The sequence below is a fragment of the Tenericutes bacterium MZ-XQ genome (assembly GCA_002838205.1).
Lineage (GTDB): Bacteria > Bacillota_I > Bacilli_A > Acholeplasmatales > Acholeplasmataceae > Mariniplasma.
The window spans coordinates 1,146,066-1,168,230 of the sequence record CP017950.1; the positions used below are offsets into that span (position 1 = coordinate 1,146,066).

At 31.8% G+C, this 22,165-nt stretch carries 25 protein-coding genes and 1 other annotated feature; of the genes, 6 read left to right on the top strand and 19 right to left on the bottom strand.

What is annotated here, in order from left to right; all coding sequences use genetic code 11:
- Positions 1-1,674, bottom strand: a complete 1,674-nt coding sequence (locus BK011_05610; GenBank protein ID AUD65183.1) for an RNase J family beta-CASP ribonuclease — start codon at positions 1,672-1,674, stop codon at positions 1-3.
- Positions 1,675-1,797: 123 nt separating this feature from the next.
- Between BK011_05610 and BK011_05615 the strand changes: the two genes are divergently transcribed.
- Positions 1,798-2,382, top strand: coding sequence for a Holliday junction resolvase RecU (locus BK011_05615; GenBank protein AUD65184.1), 585 nt, complete (start codon positions 1,798-1,800; stop codon positions 2,380-2,382).
- Here BK011_05615 and BK011_05620 read toward each other — a convergent pair.
- Positions 2,364-3,056, bottom strand: a complete 693-nt coding sequence (locus BK011_05620; protein AUD65185.1) for a hypothetical protein — start codon at positions 3,054-3,056, stop codon at positions 2,364-2,366. The two genes, BK011_05615 and BK011_05620, sit on opposite strands and share 19 nt — an antisense overlap.
- A gap of 66 nt (positions 3,057-3,122) precedes the next feature.
- Positions 3,123-3,222 (bottom strand) — a binding site (TPP riboswitch).
- A 57-nt stretch (positions 3,223-3,279) separates the two neighbouring features.
- Between BK011_05620 and BK011_05625 the strand changes: the two genes are divergently transcribed.
- From BK011_05625 to BK011_05640, 4 genes are all read left to right on the top strand, one after another.
- Positions 3,280-3,729: a hypothetical protein gene (locus BK011_05625; GenBank protein ID AUD65186.1), complete on the top strand. Its 450-nt coding sequence runs from the start codon at positions 3,280-3,282 to the stop codon at positions 3,727-3,729.
- Positions 3,730-3,798: 69 nt separating this feature from the next.
- Positions 3,799-4,173, top strand: coding sequence for a hypothetical protein (locus BK011_05630; protein AUD65187.1), 375 nt, complete (start codon positions 3,799-3,801; stop codon positions 4,171-4,173).
- A 3-nt stretch (positions 4,174-4,176) separates the two neighbouring features.
- Entirely contained in the window at positions 4,177-4,599 is a 423-nt protein-coding gene (locus tag BK011_05635; GenBank protein AUD65188.1) for a hypothetical protein, read from the top strand.
- A gap of 57 nt (positions 4,600-4,656) precedes the next feature.
- Positions 4,657-5,577, top strand: a complete 921-nt coding sequence (locus tag BK011_05640; GenBank protein AUD66156.1) for a peptidase — start codon at positions 4,657-4,659, stop codon at positions 5,575-5,577.
- 18 nt (positions 5,578-5,595) lie between these two features.
- Here the strand turns inward: BK011_05640 and BK011_05645 are convergent, their stop codons facing one another.
- Positions 5,596-6,720: a hypothetical protein gene (locus tag BK011_05645; GenBank protein ID AUD65189.1), complete on the bottom strand. Its 1,125-nt coding sequence runs from the start codon at positions 6,718-6,720 to the stop codon at positions 5,596-5,598.
- A 1-nt stretch (position 6,721) separates the two neighbouring features.
- The gene (deoA, locus tag BK011_05650) at positions 6,722-8,017 is read right to left on the bottom strand and encodes a pyrimidine-nucleoside phosphorylase (GenBank protein ID AUD65190.1); all 1,296 of its coding nucleotides are present in this window, start codon (positions 8,015-8,017) and stop codon (positions 6,722-6,724) included.
- Positions 8,018-8,100: 83 nt separating this feature from the next.
- Between deoA and BK011_05655 the strand changes: the two genes are divergently transcribed.
- Positions 8,101-8,685, top strand: coding sequence for a hypothetical protein (locus tag BK011_05655; GenBank protein AUD65191.1), 585 nt, complete (start codon positions 8,101-8,103; stop codon positions 8,683-8,685).
- Here BK011_05655 and BK011_05660 read toward each other — a convergent pair.
- From BK011_05660 to BK011_05730, 15 genes are all read right to left on the bottom strand, one after another.
- Positions 8,682-9,479, bottom strand: a complete 798-nt coding sequence (locus BK011_05660; protein ID AUD65192.1) for a hypothetical protein — start codon at positions 9,477-9,479, stop codon at positions 8,682-8,684. The genes BK011_05655 and BK011_05660 overlap by 4 nt on opposite strands.
- A complete protein-coding gene (locus tag BK011_05665) occupies positions 9,476-9,949 on the bottom strand; it encodes a hypothetical protein (GenBank protein AUD65193.1) in 474 nt (157 codons plus the stop codon). Before BK011_05665 ends, BK011_05660 begins: the two co-directional genes overlap by 4 nt.
- A complete protein-coding gene (locus BK011_05670; protein ID AUD65194.1) occupies positions 9,946-10,812 on the bottom strand; it encodes a thymidylate synthase in 867 nt (288 codons plus the stop codon). The genes BK011_05665 and BK011_05670 overlap by 4 nt, the downstream gene beginning before the upstream one ends.
- 12 nt (positions 10,813-10,824) lie before the next feature.
- Positions 10,825-12,201: a dipeptidase PepV gene (locus BK011_05675; protein ID AUD65195.1), complete on the bottom strand. Its 1,377-nt coding sequence runs from the start codon at positions 12,199-12,201 to the stop codon at positions 10,825-10,827.
- Positions 12,202-12,274: 73 nt separating this feature from the next.
- A complete protein-coding gene (locus tag BK011_05680; protein AUD65196.1) occupies positions 12,275-13,291 on the bottom strand; it encodes a hypothetical protein in 1,017 nt (338 codons plus the stop codon).
- On the bottom strand, positions 13,288-13,851 hold the full coding sequence (locus BK011_05685; GenBank protein ID AUD65197.1) for a hypothetical protein: 564 nt from the start codon (positions 13,849-13,851) through the stop codon (positions 13,288-13,290). Before BK011_05685 ends, BK011_05680 begins: the two co-directional genes overlap by 4 nt.
- Before the next feature lie 7 nt (positions 13,852-13,858).
- Positions 13,859-14,161: a PadR family transcriptional regulator gene (locus BK011_05690; GenBank protein ID AUD65198.1), complete on the bottom strand. Its 303-nt coding sequence runs from the start codon at positions 14,159-14,161 to the stop codon at positions 13,859-13,861.
- A gap of 204 nt (positions 14,162-14,365) precedes the next feature.
- Positions 14,366-15,712 carry a hypothetical protein gene (locus tag BK011_05695; GenBank protein AUD65199.1) on the bottom strand — a complete coding sequence of 449 codons (1,347 nt, stop codon included), beginning with the start codon at positions 15,710-15,712 and terminating at the stop codon, positions 14,366-14,368.
- 259 nt (positions 15,713-15,971) lie between these two features.
- On the bottom strand, positions 15,972-16,331 hold the full coding sequence (locus tag BK011_05700) for a single-stranded DNA-binding protein (GenBank protein ID AUD65200.1): 360 nt from the start codon (positions 16,329-16,331) through the stop codon (positions 15,972-15,974).
- A 175-nt stretch (positions 16,332-16,506) separates the two neighbouring features.
- Entirely contained in the window at positions 16,507-17,433 is a 927-nt protein-coding gene (locus BK011_05705; GenBank protein ID AUD65201.1) for a hypothetical protein, read from the bottom strand.
- Positions 17,434-17,666: 233 nt separating this feature from the next.
- On the bottom strand, positions 17,667-18,944 hold the full coding sequence (locus tag BK011_05710; protein ID AUD65202.1) for a hypothetical protein: 1,278 nt from the start codon (positions 18,942-18,944) through the stop codon (positions 17,667-17,669).
- Positions 18,941-20,146 (bottom strand): hypothetical protein, encoded by a 1,206-nt coding sequence (locus BK011_05715; GenBank protein ID AUD65203.1) that lies wholly within the window; start codon positions 20,144-20,146, stop codon positions 18,941-18,943. Before BK011_05715 ends, BK011_05710 begins: the two co-directional genes overlap by 4 nt.
- Complete coding sequence (locus BK011_05720; GenBank protein AUD65204.1) at positions 20,146-20,853, bottom strand: purine-nucleoside phosphorylase; 708 nt, start codon at positions 20,851-20,853, stop codon at positions 20,146-20,148. The genes BK011_05715 and BK011_05720 overlap by 1 nt, the downstream gene beginning before the upstream one ends.
- Positions 20,834-21,508 carry a deoxyribose-phosphate aldolase gene (locus tag BK011_05725; GenBank protein AUD65205.1) on the bottom strand — a complete coding sequence of 225 codons (675 nt, stop codon included), beginning with the start codon at positions 21,506-21,508 and terminating at the stop codon, positions 20,834-20,836. Before BK011_05725 ends, BK011_05720 begins: the two co-directional genes overlap by 20 nt.
- The gene (locus tag BK011_05730) at positions 21,498-22,157 is read right to left on the bottom strand and encodes a hypothetical protein (GenBank protein ID AUD65206.1); all 660 of its coding nucleotides are present in this window, start codon (positions 22,155-22,157) and stop codon (positions 21,498-21,500) included. Before BK011_05730 ends, BK011_05725 begins: the two co-directional genes overlap by 11 nt.
- Positions 22,158-22,165 lie beyond the last annotated feature (8 nt).

The following is a 22,165-nucleotide window of genomic DNA, read 5'->3' on the forward strand; positions in this document are numbered from 1 at the left end:
CTATAGTTCAGTCGATATAATGACTGGAATAGTAATTGGACTTCTTCGTATTTCTTGATAAATGTAGCGGTTGATATCATTTCTAACATCACGTTTGAACTCATTCCAATTGATATATTTACCATTTAAATGTTTCTCACTAGTCTTATAAAATAATTCTTTAACTTTAGTTAGGATTTCTTCTGATTCTTGCACGTATACAAACCCTTTAGTGACTATTTCAACTTCACCCAAGATTTTCTTTTGTTTTGGTGAAACATGAGCAACAATAAGTAATGCTCCATCTTCTGCTAAAAGTTCACGATCTTTCATAACGTAATCATTGACATCACCAACAGCAGTACCATCAATTAAAATATCTCCAACTGTTATTTCATTTCTAGATACAAATGCATCTTTATCCTTAATGTTTAAAACATCTCCGTTATCTAAAATAAATACTTCTTCAGGATCATAACCTATTTCGACTGCTAATCGTTTTAATCCATATTGATGACGATATTCACCAATTGTAGGAACAATATATTTAGGTTTTAATAAATTCATCATCATTTTCAATTCTTCGCCAGTAGCATGTGCAGCAGTTAACAATCTTTTATCAATATTTTCTACTTTTGCATCACTTCTATATAATACATCAAGCGTTCTTGCTGCCATCTTCTCAGTTCCAGGAACAGGAGGTGTCATTAAGATGACTGTATCTTGATCAGAAATGTGAATCAGTCTATCTATTCTTTTGCACATTCTTTGAAGCATGAAAAATGGTTCATGACGATTACCAGTGACAAGCGCAACAATATCTTTATCGTCGTTTTTGTTCTTGTCATCAATAAATTTCAAGTTAACTAAACTAGATTTAGGTATATCTAAGTACCCATCACCAATCGCAATATCAACGATTCTTTGTGCTCTTCTACCGATAATCGCTATCTTTTTGTGATGAGCTAAGCACATATCAACAACGCGTTGTATTTTCTTTAAATCTGAAGAGAATAAAGAGACAATAATTCTTCCTTCTGCATTTGCAAAAACACTATTTAGCTTACTGTTTAAATTTTGATTCACGCCACCATTTAAAATCAAGGTTGAACCTAAAGATTCCATCAGTAAAGCTAGTACATTTTTTTCAGCTAATTCATTAATCTTCTTAAAATCTGTATGATATTGAATGTGTCCACTTTGGTCAAATGTAAAGTCTGAGGTATAAACAATAACACCATCAAGTGTATGAATAGCAATACCTATTGACTCTGGAATTGAGTGTGTCGTGTTAAAGAAACTCACTCTGACGCTTCCGAACTTGATGATACTATTTTGTGTAATCGTATTAAGTTTATAATCTTCTAAATTAAATTCTTCTTCCTTTAATAAATCTTTAACGATTTGCATCGTGAAATTAGTCGCATAAACAGGAACATTTAAGTCCTTTAAAATATGAGGTAGTGCACTGATATGATCTTCATGAGCATGCGACAAAAAAATGCCTTTAATACGGTCTTTAGCACGTATTAAGACTCGATAATCAGGTATGATTTCATCCACCCCATATAACTCTGCACTCGGATATTTAATCCCTGTATCTAATATAAATAAATCTTTGTCAACATCGACGACATACATGTTTTTCCCATTCTCGCCGAGTCCGCCTAAAGCAAAAAACCTAATCTGACTCAAAATAACACATCCTTTATATAAAACTAAGCAACGCTTTTTACTATTTTTATTATACCATTTTTTTAGAATATAACAATGATTTTGTTTCGGTATTATGATATGATGAATATAGGTGAAACATATATGATCAATTATCCAATCAAACGTAAGAAACAAGAAAAAATAAATAATCGTGCGAATTTAGGAATGACTCTAGAAGGCGATATTGAAACGACCAACAATTACTATTTAAATGCTGATATCGCTGTTATCCATAAAAAACCAACACCTATACAAGTGGTGAATGTGAGTTATCCTGCACGAAACAAAGCTAAAATCGTTGAAGCTTACTATAAAACACCTTCAACGACTGATTTTAATGGGATTTATAAGGGAAAATACATCGATTTTGATGCTAAAGAAACTAACTCAAAAACCTCGATGCCACTAAAGAATATTCACTCCCATCAAATCGAACACTTAAGACATGTCGAAAATCATGGTGGTATTGCTTTTTTAATAGTTCATTTTAAACAATTTGATGAATATTTTATGCTTCCAGCACATGTTTTATTTAAATATTGGGATCTTCAATTTGATGAAAAAAAGGGACGAAAATCCATCCCTTATAGTGCTTTTAAAAACGAAGCATTTCCAATTCAATTTGGGTTCTCGCCAAGATTAGATTACTTAAAAGTCATTGACAAGTATTATTTTGCTAAAAAATAATCTCTATTAAGGACTTGAAGACGTCTATAAACTAGTAATCCAATGACTAAAGTGGTTGCTAAAGTCGTTGTAATATAGATGAAATTATATCCTAAACTATATAACCAAATCTTGTTACCAACAAATGCAAATATTTGGGTTGCAATATTTGGAGATTCATTACCTGCTTCAACTTGACTTGATGCATACTCAATACTACTACTCCATAAGATAACACCACTCAGTGTTGATGATGCTAAACGAATTGCACTAACTAAAAGGAATGCGTAAATAAATTGCATTCTTTGATCAAGCCCATTTTTGAATAACCCTGATAATCCAAATGCCATAAATGGAATAATATAATCAAATAAGATTAGCAAGAATATTCTAAATGCACCCCATGATTCTCCAGTCCAACCTTCAAGGGTTATTCTCAATGTTTCTAGATACACGATATAATCAACACCAAAATTATAAAGTGCATAGATAAACCCTGAAATCAGTCCATATTTTAGACCAAACATAAGTCCAATCAGGACGATTGGCAACATGGACAATCCAAAAAACTTACCTCCAAATGGCATACTTAGATTTAATCCAGGTATACTACTTAGCACAACATCTAAGACGATTGCGATTGCCAGTAGGTTAATTGTAGCAATCATCTTCTTTGTTTCGATACTTTGATTCATTTCTTTTCCTCCTTAGAAAAATAAAAAATTTCTATGGATAACCAAAGAAATTGATAGTTCGATTGATTCAAATAACTCGACTATCCCTCCGCTGGTATGATCCAGATCAGGTAATTCGGGTCGACTATATTAGTCCTCTCAGCGCGAAGCTCCCCGTAGTGATCATTTAAATTCTATCATAAAACATTTTTTAATACAACAAATAAGAAAAGGAAGTGTATATATGCCAAATGAAGTGATTACAGCAATCTTAGTGATGTTTGCACTGTTACTCATGATTTTAATTCCTAGTTTTAAAATCGTCAGAATAAATGAAGTTATGTTTATTGAAAGACTGGGGAAATTTCATCGTATGATTGATCAACCAGGTATTCATTTTATTGTGCCTTTAATCGATAGAAACATTGAAACTGTTTCTCTTGAACAGATACATGTTAAAAAAACATTAAAATATAAAATCGAAGATGATATTAAACATATTGAAGTATCTTATGATATGCAAATTTTTGAACCAAAGACATTTGTTTATGGTGCGCTTGACTCAAGAGAAACAATTCATCAGTACATCATAGATTCAATGATTCATCAAGTAGATAAATTGGATATTATAGAAGAAACAATAGATTATGCAAAAACATATGGGTTCCATATAAGAAACCTTAATTTAAAATAATTTTTTGTAATTATATTGTATTTTAAATAATTTTGGAGTATAATAACGTTATCAAAGGAGTGATAACGTATGCAAATAACTTGGTTCAATGAAAAACCAAAAGACTGTATTGTGACTCTAGCAAAAGGCAATTTGACACTTAATAAACCTGCTACTACATTTTTCGAAACAGCTTATAGTGTTATGCTCGGTTACAATAAAGATGATATGAAAATCTTTATAAAGCCATTAGATAAAGAACATGCACTAAGACACGATATTCCAGATAATAACAAATACCGTATTACAGTGAAATCATCCTATAGTCGTGTTACAAACAAAGCATTTATGGACGAAATATGCGAAATGGCTCATATTGATTTATCAGAAGATGTCAAAAAATATAAGGCATCTTGGAGCGAGAAAGAACAAATCTTAATTGTAGATTTGAAGGAGGAAGCTTAATATATGGAATGGTTAATTTGGGTTTGGTTAGGTATTTTTGTATTTGCTTTAGCATTTGAGTTTGCGACTGCAGATATGGTAAGTATTTGGTTCTCATTAGGTGCAACTCCAAGTTTTATTTTTGCACTCATAGGATTACCTGAATGGCTACAAATATTATCATTTATTGTCGTAACAACAGTATTGTTCCTATTTACTAGACCAGTAGTCATGAAATACTTTAAGGTCAATGAAATAAAAACTAATGTTGACTCAGTCATTGGACAAGAAGGATATGTTACAACAGATATTACTCCTTCTACCGTTGGTGTTGTTAAACTTAGATCCCAAGAATGGTCAGCAATTTCTGATGAAACGATTGTCACTGGTGAAAAAGTTAGAGTATTTGATGTTGAAGGCGTTAAATTAATTGTTAAAAAAATATAATAAAAATTAGAAAGAGGAAATCATATGAACTTATTAGATTTATTTGTCTCACCTGTAATGTTGAGTCCTATTGGATTAACACTACTTATTGTTGGCGGTATATTATTACTGATTGCTGCAGCTAGTTTTAGATTAGTTACGCAAACTAAAAAATATGTGGTTGAACGTCTTGGTGGATATTATACAACTTGGGGTGTAGGTATTCACTTCTTAGTTCCAATATTAGATCGTGTTGTTAGTGTTGTTTCATTAAAAGAACAAGTGAAAGACTTTGATCCACAACCAGTAATTACAAAAGATAATGTTACCATGCAAATTGATACAGTTGTATTCTTCTCAATCACTGATCCAAAAGCTTATACATACGGTACAGAAAACCCTATGTTAGCGATTGAAAAAATATCCGCAACTACGTTACGTAATATCATTGGCGATCTTGATTTAGACCAAACACTTACTTCAAGAGATTTAATCAACACACAAATGAGACGTATCTTAGATGAAGCAACTGACCCATGGGGTATCAAGGTGAATCGTGTTGAGGTTAAGAATATTCTTCCACCTAAAGACATCCGTGATTCAATGGAAAAACAAATGCGTGCTGAACGTGAAAGACGTCAAACCATTTTGATTGCTGAAGGTCAAAAACGTGCTGAAATTCTTAAAGCTGAAGGTGAAGCTGAAGCTGTTATTCTAAGAGCAAATGCTGTTAAAGAACAAAAGATTAGAGAAGCTGAAGGTGAAGCTGAAGCGATTTATAAATTAAAAGAAGCTGAAGCGTTAGGTATCAAACTCATTAAAGATTCAATGCCTGACGAAGCTGTATTAAAGATTAAAGGTTATGAAGCATTAGCTAAAGTTGCTGATGGACAATCAACTAAGATTGTTGTTCCAACGAACGTTACTGATTTAGCATCATCGATCATGATGGCAGCTGAAATTGCTAAAAGCGATAAACCAAAAAAAGAAGTAAAATAATATACAAAAATGAGAAACTCATTTGAGTCTCTCATTTTTTTTGTGGTAAACAATCAGTGGTACTTCCATCTCTCCTGCAAGGAGTCCCGCATGATGTGCTTTAAATAATTTACCTTCTTTAAATTTGAAGTATTTATTAGATATTGATATCGCCATAAAATCGCCTAAAAATGAATCTATGAGCGGATGTTGTTCACCCTGCCCAAGTAATCCACTATAGATAAGTTCACGTTTTGATAATAGCTTATAATCATTTCCATAAGTTTCATTAAACATTTTTTTGAACTTATGTTTCTTAAAAGGTTTCACAAAAAAGTTAGTCGCTCTTGGCTCAATAGATGGCATTCTAAGTAACATTTTCATGAGTTCTTCATGTTTATATAGTTCAATGGGCTCAACATCAATTAAACCATGGTCTGCAATTACAATGATCACGGTATCTTCATTCATCGTTTGACTAAACATTTCTAAGTCATGATTAAGCTTCTCAAGTTCCACTTTAACGTGTTCACTACAAATGCCAGTTTCATGTTCTAAAAGATCTGGATATGCCCAATAAAGATAAGAGAAACTTTTTTGGTTTTTATTTGTAATCTCTTTTAGTCTTTTAAGTTCTAAATGAAATGTTTTATACCCATTTGGTCTAAAATCAGGAAACAATTCATAAGTCTCAACATCTGTATTTGCTCGTTTAATATAGTCATAAATTAAATCTTGTTTCATATACGTCTCTCTTAAGTTATTGTGAAATGTTCTTTTCGTATCATAAAAATCTTCATTTAAAAATACTACGTGATTCGTATTTTCTTTTTTAAAATACTGAACCCATCCTAAATAACCACTAACAATAGGTGGTTTTGTTGTTAATACTGCATTGGTCGCAGCAACTGTAGTCGGAGGAAACACTGATGTGATTTTTTTTATCATGTGTTTCCTTAAGAATGATTGATCATCTAAATGTTTTTCTAAAATGTTTGTCCCCATGCCATCAAGTAAGATTAAAGCTACATGTTTAAACCCTAAATCTAAAACTTTCTTTAATTCCGGTATCACAGGATACTTACTTTCAGCTTTATAATAATCTAAAATGGTATGACTTACATTTAATATCGAATTGTTATAATCAGGATATTTCACATCCATATTATGATATTTTCTTTTTGATCAATACGATTTCAGTTTTTTCTTGACCAATAGTGATCGCATCAAGTAATAATGATTTAGCTTCATCTATACCTTTGTTTCTAACATATAAGGTAGCTAAAACGTCTCCTTTTTTAACTTGATCACCAATCTTTTTATGTAAATCAATACCAACATCTAAAAGGATTTGATCTTCTTTTGTTTCTCGTCCTGCACCGAGTCTCATTGCTGCTTTACCTATATCAAGAGCATTCATTTCAGTGATATAACCATCTTTTGGCACTAAAACTTCAACTGTTTTATCTGAAAGTAGATTTTCTGGATGTTTCAATGGATCTATATCTCCACCTTGAGCTTCTACGAGTTCCAAGAATTTTTGATAAGCTCTTCCATCATTTAATGCTGCTTCAAGCATAGTTCTAGCTTCTTTTTGATTTGATGCAAGATTTGCATCTAATAAGAGTTGTTCACCGATGGTCAAAGTTACTTCTACTAAATCTTTAGGTCCTTTTCCATGGAGTGTTTCTATTGCTTCATATACTTCAAGTGCATTACCAATCTTGTGTCCTAATGGTTCGTCCATACCAGTTAGTATTGCAGTAACTTTCTTACCAGCTAATTTCCCAATTTCAACCATCAGTTTTGCAAGTTTTTCTGCTTCTTCTTCAGTCTTCATAAAAGCACCATGTCCAACTTTAACATCAAGACAAATCGCATCTGCTCCACTTGCAAGTTTCTTTGACATGATACTAGATGCAATTAACGGAATACAATCAACCGTTGCAGTTACGTCTCTTAAAGCATATAATTTTTTATCTGCAGGAGCAACATCTCCACTTTGTCCCACAACTGCAATGCCTATCTCTTGGACTTGCTTAATAAAATCCTCAACTTTGATCTCAACTTGATATCCTGGAATACTTTCAAGTTTATCGATGGTACCACCCGTATGACCTAAACCTCTACCGCTCATTTTTGCAAACTTCGCGCCTAATGAAGCTAAAAGCGGACCTAAAATAAGTGTAACTTTATCACCTACACCACCTGTAGAGTGTTTGTCAACCTTAATCCCTTTAATATCACTTAGATCAATGGAATCTCCAGAGTCTCTCATCGCTAATGCAAGATAAGTTGCTTCTTCATCATTCATTTGATTAAAATAGGTTGCCATTAAAAAAGCACTGATTTGATAATCAGGTATATCTCCTTTTGTATATGCACTAATGACATACTCAATTTCTTGTTTTGTTAATGCATGGCCATCTCTTTTTTTAGTTATAATATCTACGATATGCATATTTATCACGTCTCCTTACTATATATTTTATCATAAAACTTATGTTTTATGTTATAATGTGATAGGTAGAAAAGAGGGACAATATGATACTTGCAATGGTTAGACATGGACAAACTCAATATAATTTAAAAGGGATTATTCAAGGCCGTATAGATAACCCATTAAATGATCACGGAAAAGACCAAGCAAAGAAAGTTGGAGCATTCCTAAACAATCGTGAACATAACTTTGATGCAATCTTATCATCACCTTTATCTAGAGCATTAGAAACAGCTTTTATCATAAAAAATGAACTTAAAATGCATCACTCTATACATGTAATTCAAAGATTTGTAGAAAGAGATTTCAATCACTTAGATGGTAAACCTGTTGAAATTGGTATGCCATTAGTTAGACAAAAAGGTTATACCCATCCTGGTTATGAAGATGATGAAAAACTCATTCATAGAGTTGTTAAATCCGCTTTACAGTTGGAAAAAGGATATCATAATAAACAGATTCTATGTGTTGCACATTCTCACGTCATTAAAGCACTAATGACTTATGCAGAACCCACCAAATATCAAATTTCTAATTATATGCTAGATAATGGTGATATTATATATTTTGAAATAAAAAACCAGCAAGTTAGAGTGCTTAAACATGAAAAAATGACTAGTGAAAGCTAGTCATTTTTTTCTAAACTACTATTGATAATATTGAAGACTTTATCTGCTAAATCTGACGTTTTTAGATCTTTAACATCTTGATATTTTATAACTTCATGTACGGTAACTTTAATATGAGTGCTTCTAAAAGGAGCACGATGCTTTATATCAGTGGTCCCTTGGATGGATACTGGTAATAAATCTGCTTCTGCTTTCATACCTACGCGATAAGCACCAGCTCTCATTGCGACCATTTTGATGTCGTTTCGGTCTTTAATACCACCTTCTGGGAATATGACCATTGCTACCCCCTGTTTTATAACTTTTACTGCATCAACCATGGCTCTTGCAGTGTTTCTATCACTTGTTCTATCAATTGGAAATGCACCAACAGATTTTAATAACGTATGCATGATGGGTATTTTATAAACAGGCATTTTTGGTGTATACGATGTCGGACGATTGATAATCTCCATCATAATAACTGGATCAGCATATGATTTATGATTAGCATAAATAGTCAATCTACCGTCTTTGGGCACGTTTTCTAATCCTTCAACCTCAAGCTTTAATCTTAGTATAAATCGATTTAAAAAGTATGCAACACTCCGATATACATAATTTTTATACTTACTCATGTAACTTAATTTTAAAAGCAAAGGTAATTGAATAACTACAAATAAAATGGTTAATATAAATGATACAACCAAACTAAGTAAAAACCATAAAGGAAGTATATAATAAGAAGATTCTACGATGACATGCATCATCGCAGTAAACAATACTGCAATCAGTAAAAACACAGTTGTGATCATACGACTTTCCTTTCGTAGGTTGCAAAAATCAACCTGTCTTCCATTTTTTTATCAATTAATTTGAATTTGCTTAAATCAAAACTTGGGAAATACACATTACCTTCATGACGTCCTAAAACATAAGTAATATAAAGTCTATCTGCATGAGGCAATAATAATTTGTAAATGGTCTTTCCACCAATAATAAAAATATCTTCTTTTGTTTCTTTTATGAAAGTAAAAATATCTTTAACATGAATAGCATCAGGATAAAATGCATCCATTATGTTTGCAACATAAACCTTTTTAAAAGGTAAAGGTTTTGTTTTATAATAACCTTTTAATGATTGATATGTCATATCACCCATTAAAACCGCTTCATTTTTTGTTTTATTTTTAAAATATGCCAAATCTTTTGGATAATGCCAAGGTAATACATTATCTTTACCAATCAACCAATTTTCATCCATTGCCCATATCATTGAAATCATACGGCTACTTTTCCTTTGATTGCAGGATGTGGATCATAATCTTTTAATTCAAAATCCTCATATTTGAAATCATATAGAGATTTTACATTTGGATTGAGTATCATTTTTGGTGGTTGTTTGGGCGTTCTTGATAATTGTAATTTAATCTGGTCAAAATGGTTTTGATAGATATGTGCATCCCCTAAAGTATGTACAAACTCACCGACTTTATAGCCTGTCACTTGTGCAACCATCATTAACAGTAAAGCATAAGAAGCTATATTAAAGGGAACACCTAAAAAGATGTCGGCACTTCTTTGATATAACTGAAGTGACAACCTACCATCAGCAACATAAAATTGAATTAATGTGTGACAAGGAGGTAGTGCCATACTATGAATTTCACTTGGGTTCCACGCACTTAAAATCATCCGTCTTGAATTTGGATTATTTTTTAGCTCATCTAGAATATACTGGAGTTGATCAATACCGTTAAAATTACGCCATTGTGCACCATAAACTGGTCCTAAATCTCCATATTTAGTCGCAAAATCATCATCACTTTTGATTTTTTCGACAAAATCATTCATAGATTCACCTTGATAGTCTTTACTTTTTTTAAAAATTTCGTAAGGCCATTCATTCCAAATTCTTACCCCGTTATCAACGAGATACTTAATATTGGTATTCCCAGAAATAAACCATAATAGTTCATGAATAATTGATCTTAAGTGAACTTTTTTAGTAGTTAAAAGGGGAAAGCCTTCGCTTAAATCAAATCGCATTTGATAACCAAAAACACTTTTGGTTCCTGTTTTGGTACGATCCATTTTAAAGGTGCCATGTTCTAATACATGTCTACATAAATCAAGATAAGCTTTCATGATAAAGCCTCCTTATTTCGCTAATTCGTATAAAGCTTCCGTATAAATGATGATTGCTTTAAAAAAGTCATCTAAATCAATAAATTCATTCTTTTGATGAATATATGTAGGTTTATCTAAAAAGTGAGGTCCAAACGCTACACTATTTGGTAAAGCTCTTGCAAATGTTCCACCACCAATGATAATTGGTTCTGTCATATCACCTGTGTGCTTACGATAAACTTTTAATAAACTTTGAACCAAATCAGATTTTGGATCAACATATAGAAGTTCCTGATGATTATCAACAGTGGCTTTAGCATCATAAATTTGCACATTTTCATTGATAAGTTGAACTACTTGATCAAAATCTACACCATTCGGATATCTTAAGTTTAAATTGAAACGATACATACCATCAGTAGTAGATAGTGCACCTAGATTGATAGTCAAATCACCCATCTCTTCATCTCGATAGTTAACACCTAATTTATTACCATGAATATCTTTAATTAATCTTTCTTCAGCGAGCTTAACGATTTCATCTTCTAAACCTGCATACATAAAGAACTCAAACAATCGATCAATAGCATTTTCTCCAAATTGAGGCGTTGATCCATGAGCACTTTTGCCTACAACTTTGATGTAGAACTGTTGGTTTTGCTTTTCAACGACACCTTGATAATTATTTTCTTTTAAAAATGCCTTAAACAATTGATCAAATGATTTTGTTGGATTTAAATATGCTTCTGCATAGTCAGGAACCATATTATCTCTAAATCCACCTTTTACACTTATGATATCTTTGCTTTCTAGTTTTCCTTCAATAAATATTCTAGAAATACCTTTTTCAGCATAAATAAGTGGGAAATCTGCATCTGGGATAAATCCTGACACTGGAATTTCTGGATAAACACTAAAGTAATGACGTACACCTCTCCATGCTGTTTCTTCATCTGTTCCCAAAATCAGCTTAATTCTTTTAGATAGTGGTACACCTAATTCTTTTAATATTTTTAGTGCATAATAGATCGCAATAGTAGGTCCTTTATCATCTTCAGTACCGCGTCCATACATCTTATTATCATGGATTTCTGCTCCATATGGTGGATATGTCCAATCATTACCCGCAGGTACAACATCTAAATGTCCTATCGTTCCAACATATTCTTTTTGATTACCATAAGAAATATGTCCCGCATATCCATCTAAGTTCACTATATCAAAGCCATCTTTTTCACCTAATTGAAGCATAAAATCAAGTGCTTCTTTGATACCTTCTCCAAATGGAGCACCCTTTCTGTTTGCGTCGTATGTTGTTAGCTCTGAATTAATTTTAATAAGACCTTTTAAGTCTCTTATAATATCATCTTTGCGATTAATAACTTCTTGTTTAAAATCTATTTTCATCTTCATCATCTCCTTAATTTATTGTAGCACATAATCACTTAATATTTAAGTGATATCAAAAAAATGGATGCAATTAAGCATCCACTTCAATTGTAATATTACCGGTATTTGTATTTGCGCTGAAGATGATTGATCCATTTAGACTTTGATACTCATCACCTTGACTATTACCATTGATTTTAATTTTGCCGGTATCTGTTTCTAGATCAAATCGATAATCATCTATTGTTGATAGTGTAACGACAATATCGCCTGTTGATGATTCTAAAATATAACTATTTGCTATGACATGATTTAATACAATTCTTCCAGTTGATATATCAGCGTTTAAGCTTGTAAATGTACTATCTGAAATCGAAATTCTTCCTGTTGAATTATCTACAGTAGCATCATTTGCAGTAATATCCATAAGTTCAATGTCACCAGTAGATGATTTAGCTGAAAATGTATTTGCAGATACTCCATTTAATGTCATATCTCCAGTTGAAAGCTCAACTTCATAATCTCCACTTACATTGATATCACTCATGAAAATATCACCAGTATCCGTATGTGCATATAACTCTAATGCAGTGACATTTGATATATCCATTGAGCCTGTACGGTTATAGAGTCTTACATTTTGATATGTTTTTTCATCATCAAAATCCATATCGATATCGCCAGTCATTGTTTTTAAATCAACTGACTCAAGTGTCCAAGTCTCTGGGATATTCACTGTAACAGTAACATACTCTCTTGAAACCATATTCCATGAAAAGATATTAAGCCAAAAAGATTCAAAATCATGTGTCATAACGAATACATCATCAACTATATCAAACGTAAATGTGTCGTTTTCTTCTGCATAATAATTGATGGTTAACTCATCTTGATCAACATTATTTACTACAATGTGTCTATTTTCTAACTCTAGCTTTATACCTGTAATCACTTGATCTTCTTCATGAGTTATCATTTCACCATAGTCTCTATCACTATTGAATGTGCCGGCAACTAAACTCCATTCTGGCACAAATATGATTGCTGCCATTACAAAAATAACTCCTACACCTAATAAAATAAATAATACTTTCATCATTGTTCTCATTTTACACCTCTATATTTTTTAATTAAATTAACAAAAACTTTAAATAAGCCTTTTGCAACACCTTGACTAGCTTTATAAAACCATAAACTAATAAGACTTAGGATAGACATAACGATAAGTCCAACACCGATGTAACCTGTCACCTCTAAAAAACTTGTCATGTCAGTAAATGCAACAGCTATATAATAAATGATTGCTGCAAGGCCACTGAAAAATATGGCTATTGAAACGATAAAGAAAACAAAAACGATGACGAAACTAACGAAATAGATGACTGCAATCGGAATCCACAAAGGTGTTGCAATCAATATGAAGAAAAACTGAAATACAGTCTTAAATAAATCCTGTATTGAGTTTACTTCTCTTTTTGATAACTCACTTACCATCATATCTCTTTCAATGGTTGCCATATGATACTGTTTCAAAATATCTTCTATTGCTTCTCCATGTTCAAGTCGATCATTAATAATTTCTTCATAATAAGAGATTACTTCATCAACTTCAGTTTTATTAAATTTTTTGCTTAATCTTTGCTCAAGCGTTTTTAACCATTTTTCCATCTTAGCCTCACTTAGTTAATAAATCATATATTTTTTTGATATCTTTCCATTCATCAAGAAAATCGTCAATGGCTTGATATCCTGCTTTTGTAATTTGGTAATATTTTCTATTTCTACCTTGATATAAAGCATTGTATGTCTTTAATTGTCCTGCTTTTTCAAGACGGCGTAATATTGGATATAGTGTTGATTCGCTGATCTCTACAAAATCCGATAAATCTTGTATTAACTTATATCCATATGAATCACCTTTGCTTAATAATGCTAAGACAAAGATTTCAATTACACCTTTTTTTAATTGCTGTTTCATAACCCACCTCATACTGTCTTACGTGTATTATTATACATTGCATAGTATTGATTGTCAACATAAAAAAAACACTTTTTTAAATAAGTGTCAGACTGTAGACAAAAACAGTTTTCAATGAAGAATATCTCATTTAGAGATGTTCTTTTTTCGTTTGAAGTATAAAAAAAGAGTTTTTCACTCAATTTCAGTTGAATGGTAAAGATATTACCATATGATTGTGGCTAATTTTTTCAAATTGTACATACTTAAAATCATGAAGCTTCGATCCTCATTTTTCCTAAGTCCTCTAAGAAACGTAAATCCCAGGCAATGATTCATTTTTGAAATTCCAAAAACCCTTTCAACTGACGTTTTTCTTTTCGGATATACCTCTTTTCCAATCTCAGATAGTCGAATCCGTTTAGCTTCTTCACTATCTGCTTCATAAAAATGCCTTAATATCACTTTTGTTTTTTGATTTGTACACTGAGTCTTAAAAGGACAATTTAGACAATCTTTCGTTTTTGTTTTATATGCTTTATAGCCTTGTTTATTAGTACCTCTATAAGTTAATACTTTTTCATTTGGACAAATATAATAATCATGAAGTTCAATATACTTGAATCTATGTTTTGTAAAATATAATGCATTGGATGATCCACCTGCACCTTTTCTTCCTTTAGGTCTTTTATAAGGAATTACAGGCTTAACACCTCGTTTAAATAATTCATGAAGTAATACTGGATGATCATACCCCGAATCCATGACTGCCATGTCAACTTCTTCATGGGCATCTATATAATTAATGACTGTTTCAAGTCCAGTTTGACTATCGTGTAAGTTACCCGGAAATACTTGAGATGCTAATACCCATCCGTTTTCATCACTGATCACTTGGTTACTATAGGCTAACTGTCTTTCTTTCTCACCTTTATGAAACATACCGCAGTCCGGATCCGTTAGACTCTTTGTTACTTTTTTAGCTTCATTAAAGTCTATTTCTTCTTTGCCTTCTTCACTTCTAACTTCATTGATTTCTTTTTGTAGAGCTTCTACATACCTGTTCGTTGAATCATTGATTAAGATATCATTGACTTGTCTTTTATTTGCATATGCCTTAATATGTGTTGCATCGACAAATATATTATCCATTTTGACAAGCTTTAATTTCATAGCTTGATATAAAATCGTATTAAATATCTCCTCAAAAACAGAAGTGCCTTCAAATCGACGTACATAGTTTTTTCCAAAGGTTGAAAAATGTGGGACGAAATCATTAAAATCATATCCTAAAAACCACCGATATGCTGCATTAACTTCGATTTCTTCAATTGTTCTTCTCATGGATCTAATGTTGAATAAATATTGAATAAAGACAATCTTAAATAAAATGACTGGGTCTATAGAAGGTCTTCCCATATCATCCGCATATAAATTTTCTACAATATCATAAATAAAACTGAAGTCAATCGCTTTATCTATTTTTCTAACTAGATGATTGTTTGGAACGAGTTTATCCATTTCCATGATGAAGATGTTTTCGCGATTGTTTATTTGATGTTTTGTTAACATGAAATCACCAACCTTTATTGTTATTTTACCATGTTACCTATATATTTATATATAGGTAAAAGTTCATTTTTGATTAAAAAATAAAAAGAGAGTACTCAGAACACTAATCAAACTCTAGGTTTAAGTGTTTTTAAGCAGTCTAAGCCGCACTTTTTAAACTGGTACTCTCACACCTTCATTTTATAACAAAAAATAAAAAAGTACAATATCCGAAGATACTGTACTTTGTCTACAGACTGAACACTTTTTTAAATAAGTGTTATTTTTCTTCTAAATCTTTTATATCTGGATCATTTTTTTGACTTGATGATAAGAACGTAATTCTTTCAGCAATCACTTCGAGCATATTTAGTCGTTTTTCAGGTTCAATTTCGTATTTATAGGTTTGTACTCTTGCTTTAACAGCAATCATCGTTCCTTTTACACAATATGATTCTATTGCTGTGGCTAAACCCTCCCATACAGATACTTTAATAAAATCTGTATCATAATTGCCTTCCATGTTTTTAAAACCTCTTTGAACAGCAAGAATGATATCACTGACTTTTCTGCCATCTTCTAAAATCTTAGTTTCAGGATCCTTTGCAAGTCTACCAACAAGTATTAATTGATTTAACATAATAACTCCTTTTTCTTTTTAGTATAAATGAGGAGTCATTGAAGTAAAAATGGACAATTGAATGTTCACTATATATTTTCTTAGATGATTTCGTAAAAATGAGTTAAGATATATGGTTGATGGACTATGGGTCATTTCATTATAAAAAAAAGCTGACGTTTGGTGCATAGTGTTGTTATTTTTCATAATAATCACTACTCACTGATTCTAGTACATCCGTAATTCCAGGATCACTTTGGAAATTTCTATAAGTGATTCTCTTTTTTATCTTTTTAACTCTTCTGTATAAATCATCAATCATAGAATTCCTGCTTTCAATAATTTGACGACTGTTAATGTGTTTTGATTTAGGCGTATGATTATATCTATAAACGAAAAAATTCATGTAATGTTGTAGATTTTTTAGACGATATCCTGCGTGCTTGAATAAGTATCTTTTTATATTGCTATGTAATGAATCTACTAAAAGTGTATTGTATTTTCCATCACATTCTCTGCGTGCATCATAATTAGGGACACTAAATTGACGCATAAATTGTTTCTGTATTACCGATCCATCATGGATAAATTTAGTCACTTCTCCAATGTTTTTTGTACATAAATCAATAAACTTTTTTGGTGAAGCGTTTCCTCTTGATGACACTTTAGCTATAGTTATTCCTTCTAAACTTATCAAAGTAATCACGCAAAGATGATTAAATGAAATCCCTCTAATCCCCTTACCATCACGTCTAACCAGTTTATATCTTTTATCACTTATTCTGACGAAAGTCTCATCTACTAGAATAGTTCCATTCAAAAATACCTCATCTTGGTAATCTCTTAAAGATTCGAAGATAAGGTATCGATAATATAAAGCTGTCTTTATATCAATGCTTAGGTTTCTTGCGATTACTTCTAAAGTTACATCATCAATCATAAATCCAATAAATCTTTTGAAGATGTAATCACTATTATTTAAGTAACTTGTTGTAGATTCGTCTTGTATAAAAGTTCCCATACAAGATTTACACTTAAATCTCGGTTTACCATTCTTAGTACGACCATGCTTGATTGGAGAATTAACTGTACCACAAAGTGAACATATTTTGAACTTGGGCATAATACTCCTTAGACCACAAAAGCGAGTATTTCACCCAACTAAGGAAAGTCGCCAAACAAACCAGGGTAAAATACTCGCTTTTGCGGTTCCTTAGTTTATTTGTTTGGCACGTTCATTATAACATTTTAGTTTTGGAAAATTCCACTCAAAATAAAAAGTTTAATATTCGCCCTTGTTAATGATTTATCAGAAAAATTTAACAACACTATGCACCAAACGTCAGAAAAAAAAGGCTATGATTTAGCCTTTTTATAGATTAATATGCTCATCTTTCGTTTCTGGATTCTCTTTAAAGCAAATTTTATATCTTCATATGTTACATCATTCATCATATCGATGACATCAAATAATGAAGACTTTAGATGTTTATATTTACCATAAAGATAAGTTTTCGTTTCTAAATGATTGAGTGCAAAAATGAATTGTCCTAAGTAAACTCGCTTATGTCTAATAAAATCTTCTTCATTCAAATCATCATATGCATCCTTTGTTAAATACTGAATTAATATATTTTTTAGTTTATTTATCTTTTTGCTTTCTGCAAAAATCACAATATTTTCTGCTTTTCTTTCAAATGTTGTATTGACATAAAAACTTTGATTAATCAATTTTTCATTTAATAAGTATTCATACATTTTTGAAGATGACCCTAAAAGTATACTCAAACACATCGTCATCACCATCTCACGCTTAACAAGTTCTTTTCCAAATCTTCCTAAGGGATCGAGTTTGATACCAATCATTAACTTATCTACTTGAACATCATCGTAGACAATTTCTGCTTTTTTGACAATGGTCTTAGATTCTTTTGGTAATATAACCTTTGGTTTATCTACCAGTTTTTTATCTTCATCATAAGCTTTAAAAAAAGCTTTTAACGCTTTAAGGTCAATATGCCCAGATATGACTAATAGTCTATTATGATGGTTATAAAAGTGTTTGTAGATGTCCATTAGCATATCTGGATGAATATCTTGAATAGAATCCACAGTGCCGCCAATATCATGTTTTAAAGTATGATTATGGTACATATTTTCCATCAGTTGATTTTGCATCTTTGAGTGTGGATCATCTAAATACATCTTAAGTTCTTCTTCAATGATTAACTTTTCTTGTTCCACATTTTCTTTTGTGAAATATGGTGTATCAAGCATGTCTAACAAATGTGATAATGCTGGAATTACTTGATCGGTAGCACTAAAAACAAATGATGTTTGGTGGTATGATGTCATTGCATTCGCATCAACGCCGAGATTAGAAAATTTTAAAAACGCATCACCATCAGGCATCGCGAATATTTTGTGTTCCATAAAATGTGCAGTCCCTGGAGGTGTTTGATAAAGTTTATCTTGATATGTATAATCTAATGATAAAGCACCATATGGAATGGATAACTCCACATAAGTGGTGTAATATGGATCATCTTTTGGTAATAAATGAACTTCCATACCATTTTTGAGTTTCATGATATATACATGTTCATTGAATCTTTGATGATATTTTTTAATCATGACTCTCCTCCATATAAGACATAGATAGTATCTAACGTAACCATAGAAGCAACCTTTTGAATATCCTCTATAGATACTTTCATTATGTTGATTAATCTTTGCTCAGTTGTTGTTGTATCTCCGAAAATCGATCTGAAAAAAGATCTTTTTGTCATGTATGATTGATGATCTAAACTGCTTTTTATCTGATGAGTTAAATATGCTTTCGCATGTTCTAATTCCTCAAGAGTTACAGGATTTTCCTCAAAACTATTTGCAACTTTGATGATTTCATCCAGTGCATAATCTTTTTGGTGCTTAGCAACTCCACTACTGATGACGATTGTGCCTTTATAATAGTCATAATTAGATGAAATATCATAACAAAGACCTTGTTTCTCTCTAATTTCATTAAATAATCTACTTTCTGGATAACCACCAAGCATTGTGTCAAAGCATAATGCGGCTTCATAGAGACCATCAAATCGATAGATTGGCAAAACAAACCCTAATTTTAAAATCGCTTGGTTCATATGTGTTTTTTCGTAACGTTTCACCAATGGATGTGGTTTTCTAAACTCAAACTCAGGGCTTAGTTGCATATCTTTCGTTTCTACAAGAAGACTCGTTTTTATATCATCGATAAATGTCTCTATATGCCCATTGATGACGATTTTAATATCTTGATTAAAAAATGCAGTCTGGTAATATGATAAAAGATTTTCAAGAGAAACTTTTTTAATATCTTCCAATGTACCCGAAAGTGGATATGCTGCTAGATCTTCATCATAAAACGATTTTGCAAACTCAATATTTGCATAAGCTCTTTTGTGATCTTTTAAAGCTTCCCATTGTTCAATCAAAAGCCTTTTTTCTTCTTCGAAGATTTGCGCGTTAAATGATGTTCTATCCATAAATATCTCATTTAATAATGCTACAGCTTCTTTAACCAAGTTTTGATTTAAAACAATTTTTGGATCAACAATTGTCAACATAAAAGACATGACATTAAAGTTGGCATGTTTTTCTGTTTTTGTATAAAGTTGTGCGCCATATAGGTTTTCTAAATGACGATACATGAGTGCTTTAGTATGATAATTTTTTGTGCTTGAAATGAGTAATTTTGGTAATAAAAAACGATACACACGTTCTTCTTTTTTATCAATACCTGTAAAAAATAACGCGAATTGTATCGTTTTAAACTCGTTTTTAATCCCGATCATTAGATGCTGTTAAGTGCAACTTCCATCATTTTTGTAAATGCTTCTTGACGTTCTTGCGCTGATGTTGCCTCATGTGTCACAAGCGAATCAGAAACAGTTAATAAACAAGCAGCTTTTTTCTTTAATGCTTTTGCATTCGCAAATAACGCAAATGATTCCATTTCAACAGCTTCAGCACCATGGTTTTGATATATATCTTTATACTCATCTGGGTTCAAACGATAAAAGACATCAGATGAATGGATAGTTGTTAGATGTACTGGGATGTTTAACTTTTCAGCAGCCTTCAAAATTTTATTATTTAAAGGCTTAGATGCTGGTAAAACCTTACGGCTTGATACTCCCATTGTTTTTGCATAAGATGATTCAGAATATGCTTTTTCAGCAAGCAATACATCATATAGTTTTAATTCTGGACTATAAGCTCCAGCTGAACCAATACGAATAATCTTTTCTACATCATAGAACTTAAATAATTCGTAACTATATATACCAATACTTGGCATACCCATACCTGAACCCATGACAGTGACTTTCTTTTTACCAAAGTATCCTGTATATCCAAACATATTTCTAACTGTATTGATTTGAACAACTTTAGTTAAAAAAGTTTCTGCGATAAATTTTGCTCTTAAAGGGTCTCCAGGCATTAATACGGTTTTTGCGATTAAATCTTTATTTTCTAACTCAATATGAGGTGTTGGCATCTTTTTCTTCACTCCTTTGATTGACTATGCTTACGCCATTTGATGTACCAATTCTAGTTGCTCCTGCTTCGATCATTTTCATGGCATCATCATAAGTTCTAACACCACCGCTTGCCTTAACAAAAGCTTTTTCTCCTACAGTTTTTTTCATTAGTTCGACATGATGAACCGTTGCACCACCAGTACCAAAACCAGTTGATGTTTTCACAAAAGTAGCTTCTGCTTCAACAGCTAGTTCACACGCTTTTACTACTTCTTCGTCAGTTAAATAGCCTGTTTCTATAATAACTTTTACACATCTTCCATCGGCGTTTTCTACAACACCTTTGATTTCTTGAAGGACTGTGTGATAGTCTTTTTGTTTTAATGCTGCGACATTGATAACCATGTCTATCTCATCCGCACCATCGTTAATTGCTTCTAATGTTTCATAGGCTTTAACTAGATGATGGTGTGTGCCATGAGGAAAACCAATGACTGTACATACTAAGACATCTGTTTTTTTAAGATGATGTTTTGCATACTTAACCCAGATTGGATTAACGCATACACTCTTAAAGTCATGTGCCTTTGCTTCATCAATCAATTGATCAATTTGATCTTTAGAAATGTTTGCACCTAGTTTTGTGTGATCAATCATTTTATTAAGCTTCATACTTTAATTCTCCTTTTTGATTTATTTTTTTTAATATATGTGTGAACATACCAACAAGTATGCCCATCATAAATGTCATAATGACAGTAAATACATGAACCTGTTCAAATAAGCTTTTTGTCATAAGGCCTAGAATAACAGCGATGATAAAAAACGAACCTTCTACAATAATCTTTGATAGTGATAGCACTTTAATTTTCTTATAAATAACAAGCATAAGTCTTTCATAAGGTGATGCTGGAAGTCCAGTTAAAATCGTGATCGCAACTCCAAAAGCACAGAGCATCATGCCTAAGCTTGCCATTAGTATTTTAATCGCTAACAATGATGTAATCTCGATGGGAATGAGCGCAAATAAAGCATTCCAACCATCAACAAATATCCCAACAACAAATAAAAATATCGCACTGATCAACATATCATACTCAAGATTAAGTAAAAATGTTAATAGGGTAACTACCAATCCAGTAAAAATAATCACTCTTCCAATGGTTGCCCAAGGTATGAATTCTACCACTATTTTTTGCAAAAAATAATTAAATGCATCTATGGGTGAAGCTCCTAAATTAGAGTTTAGGATACTTGAAATGCCAAGTGCGATGATGATAAATCCTAAAGTGTGTAGTAATACTCTAATGGATAACTTCATATAACTCC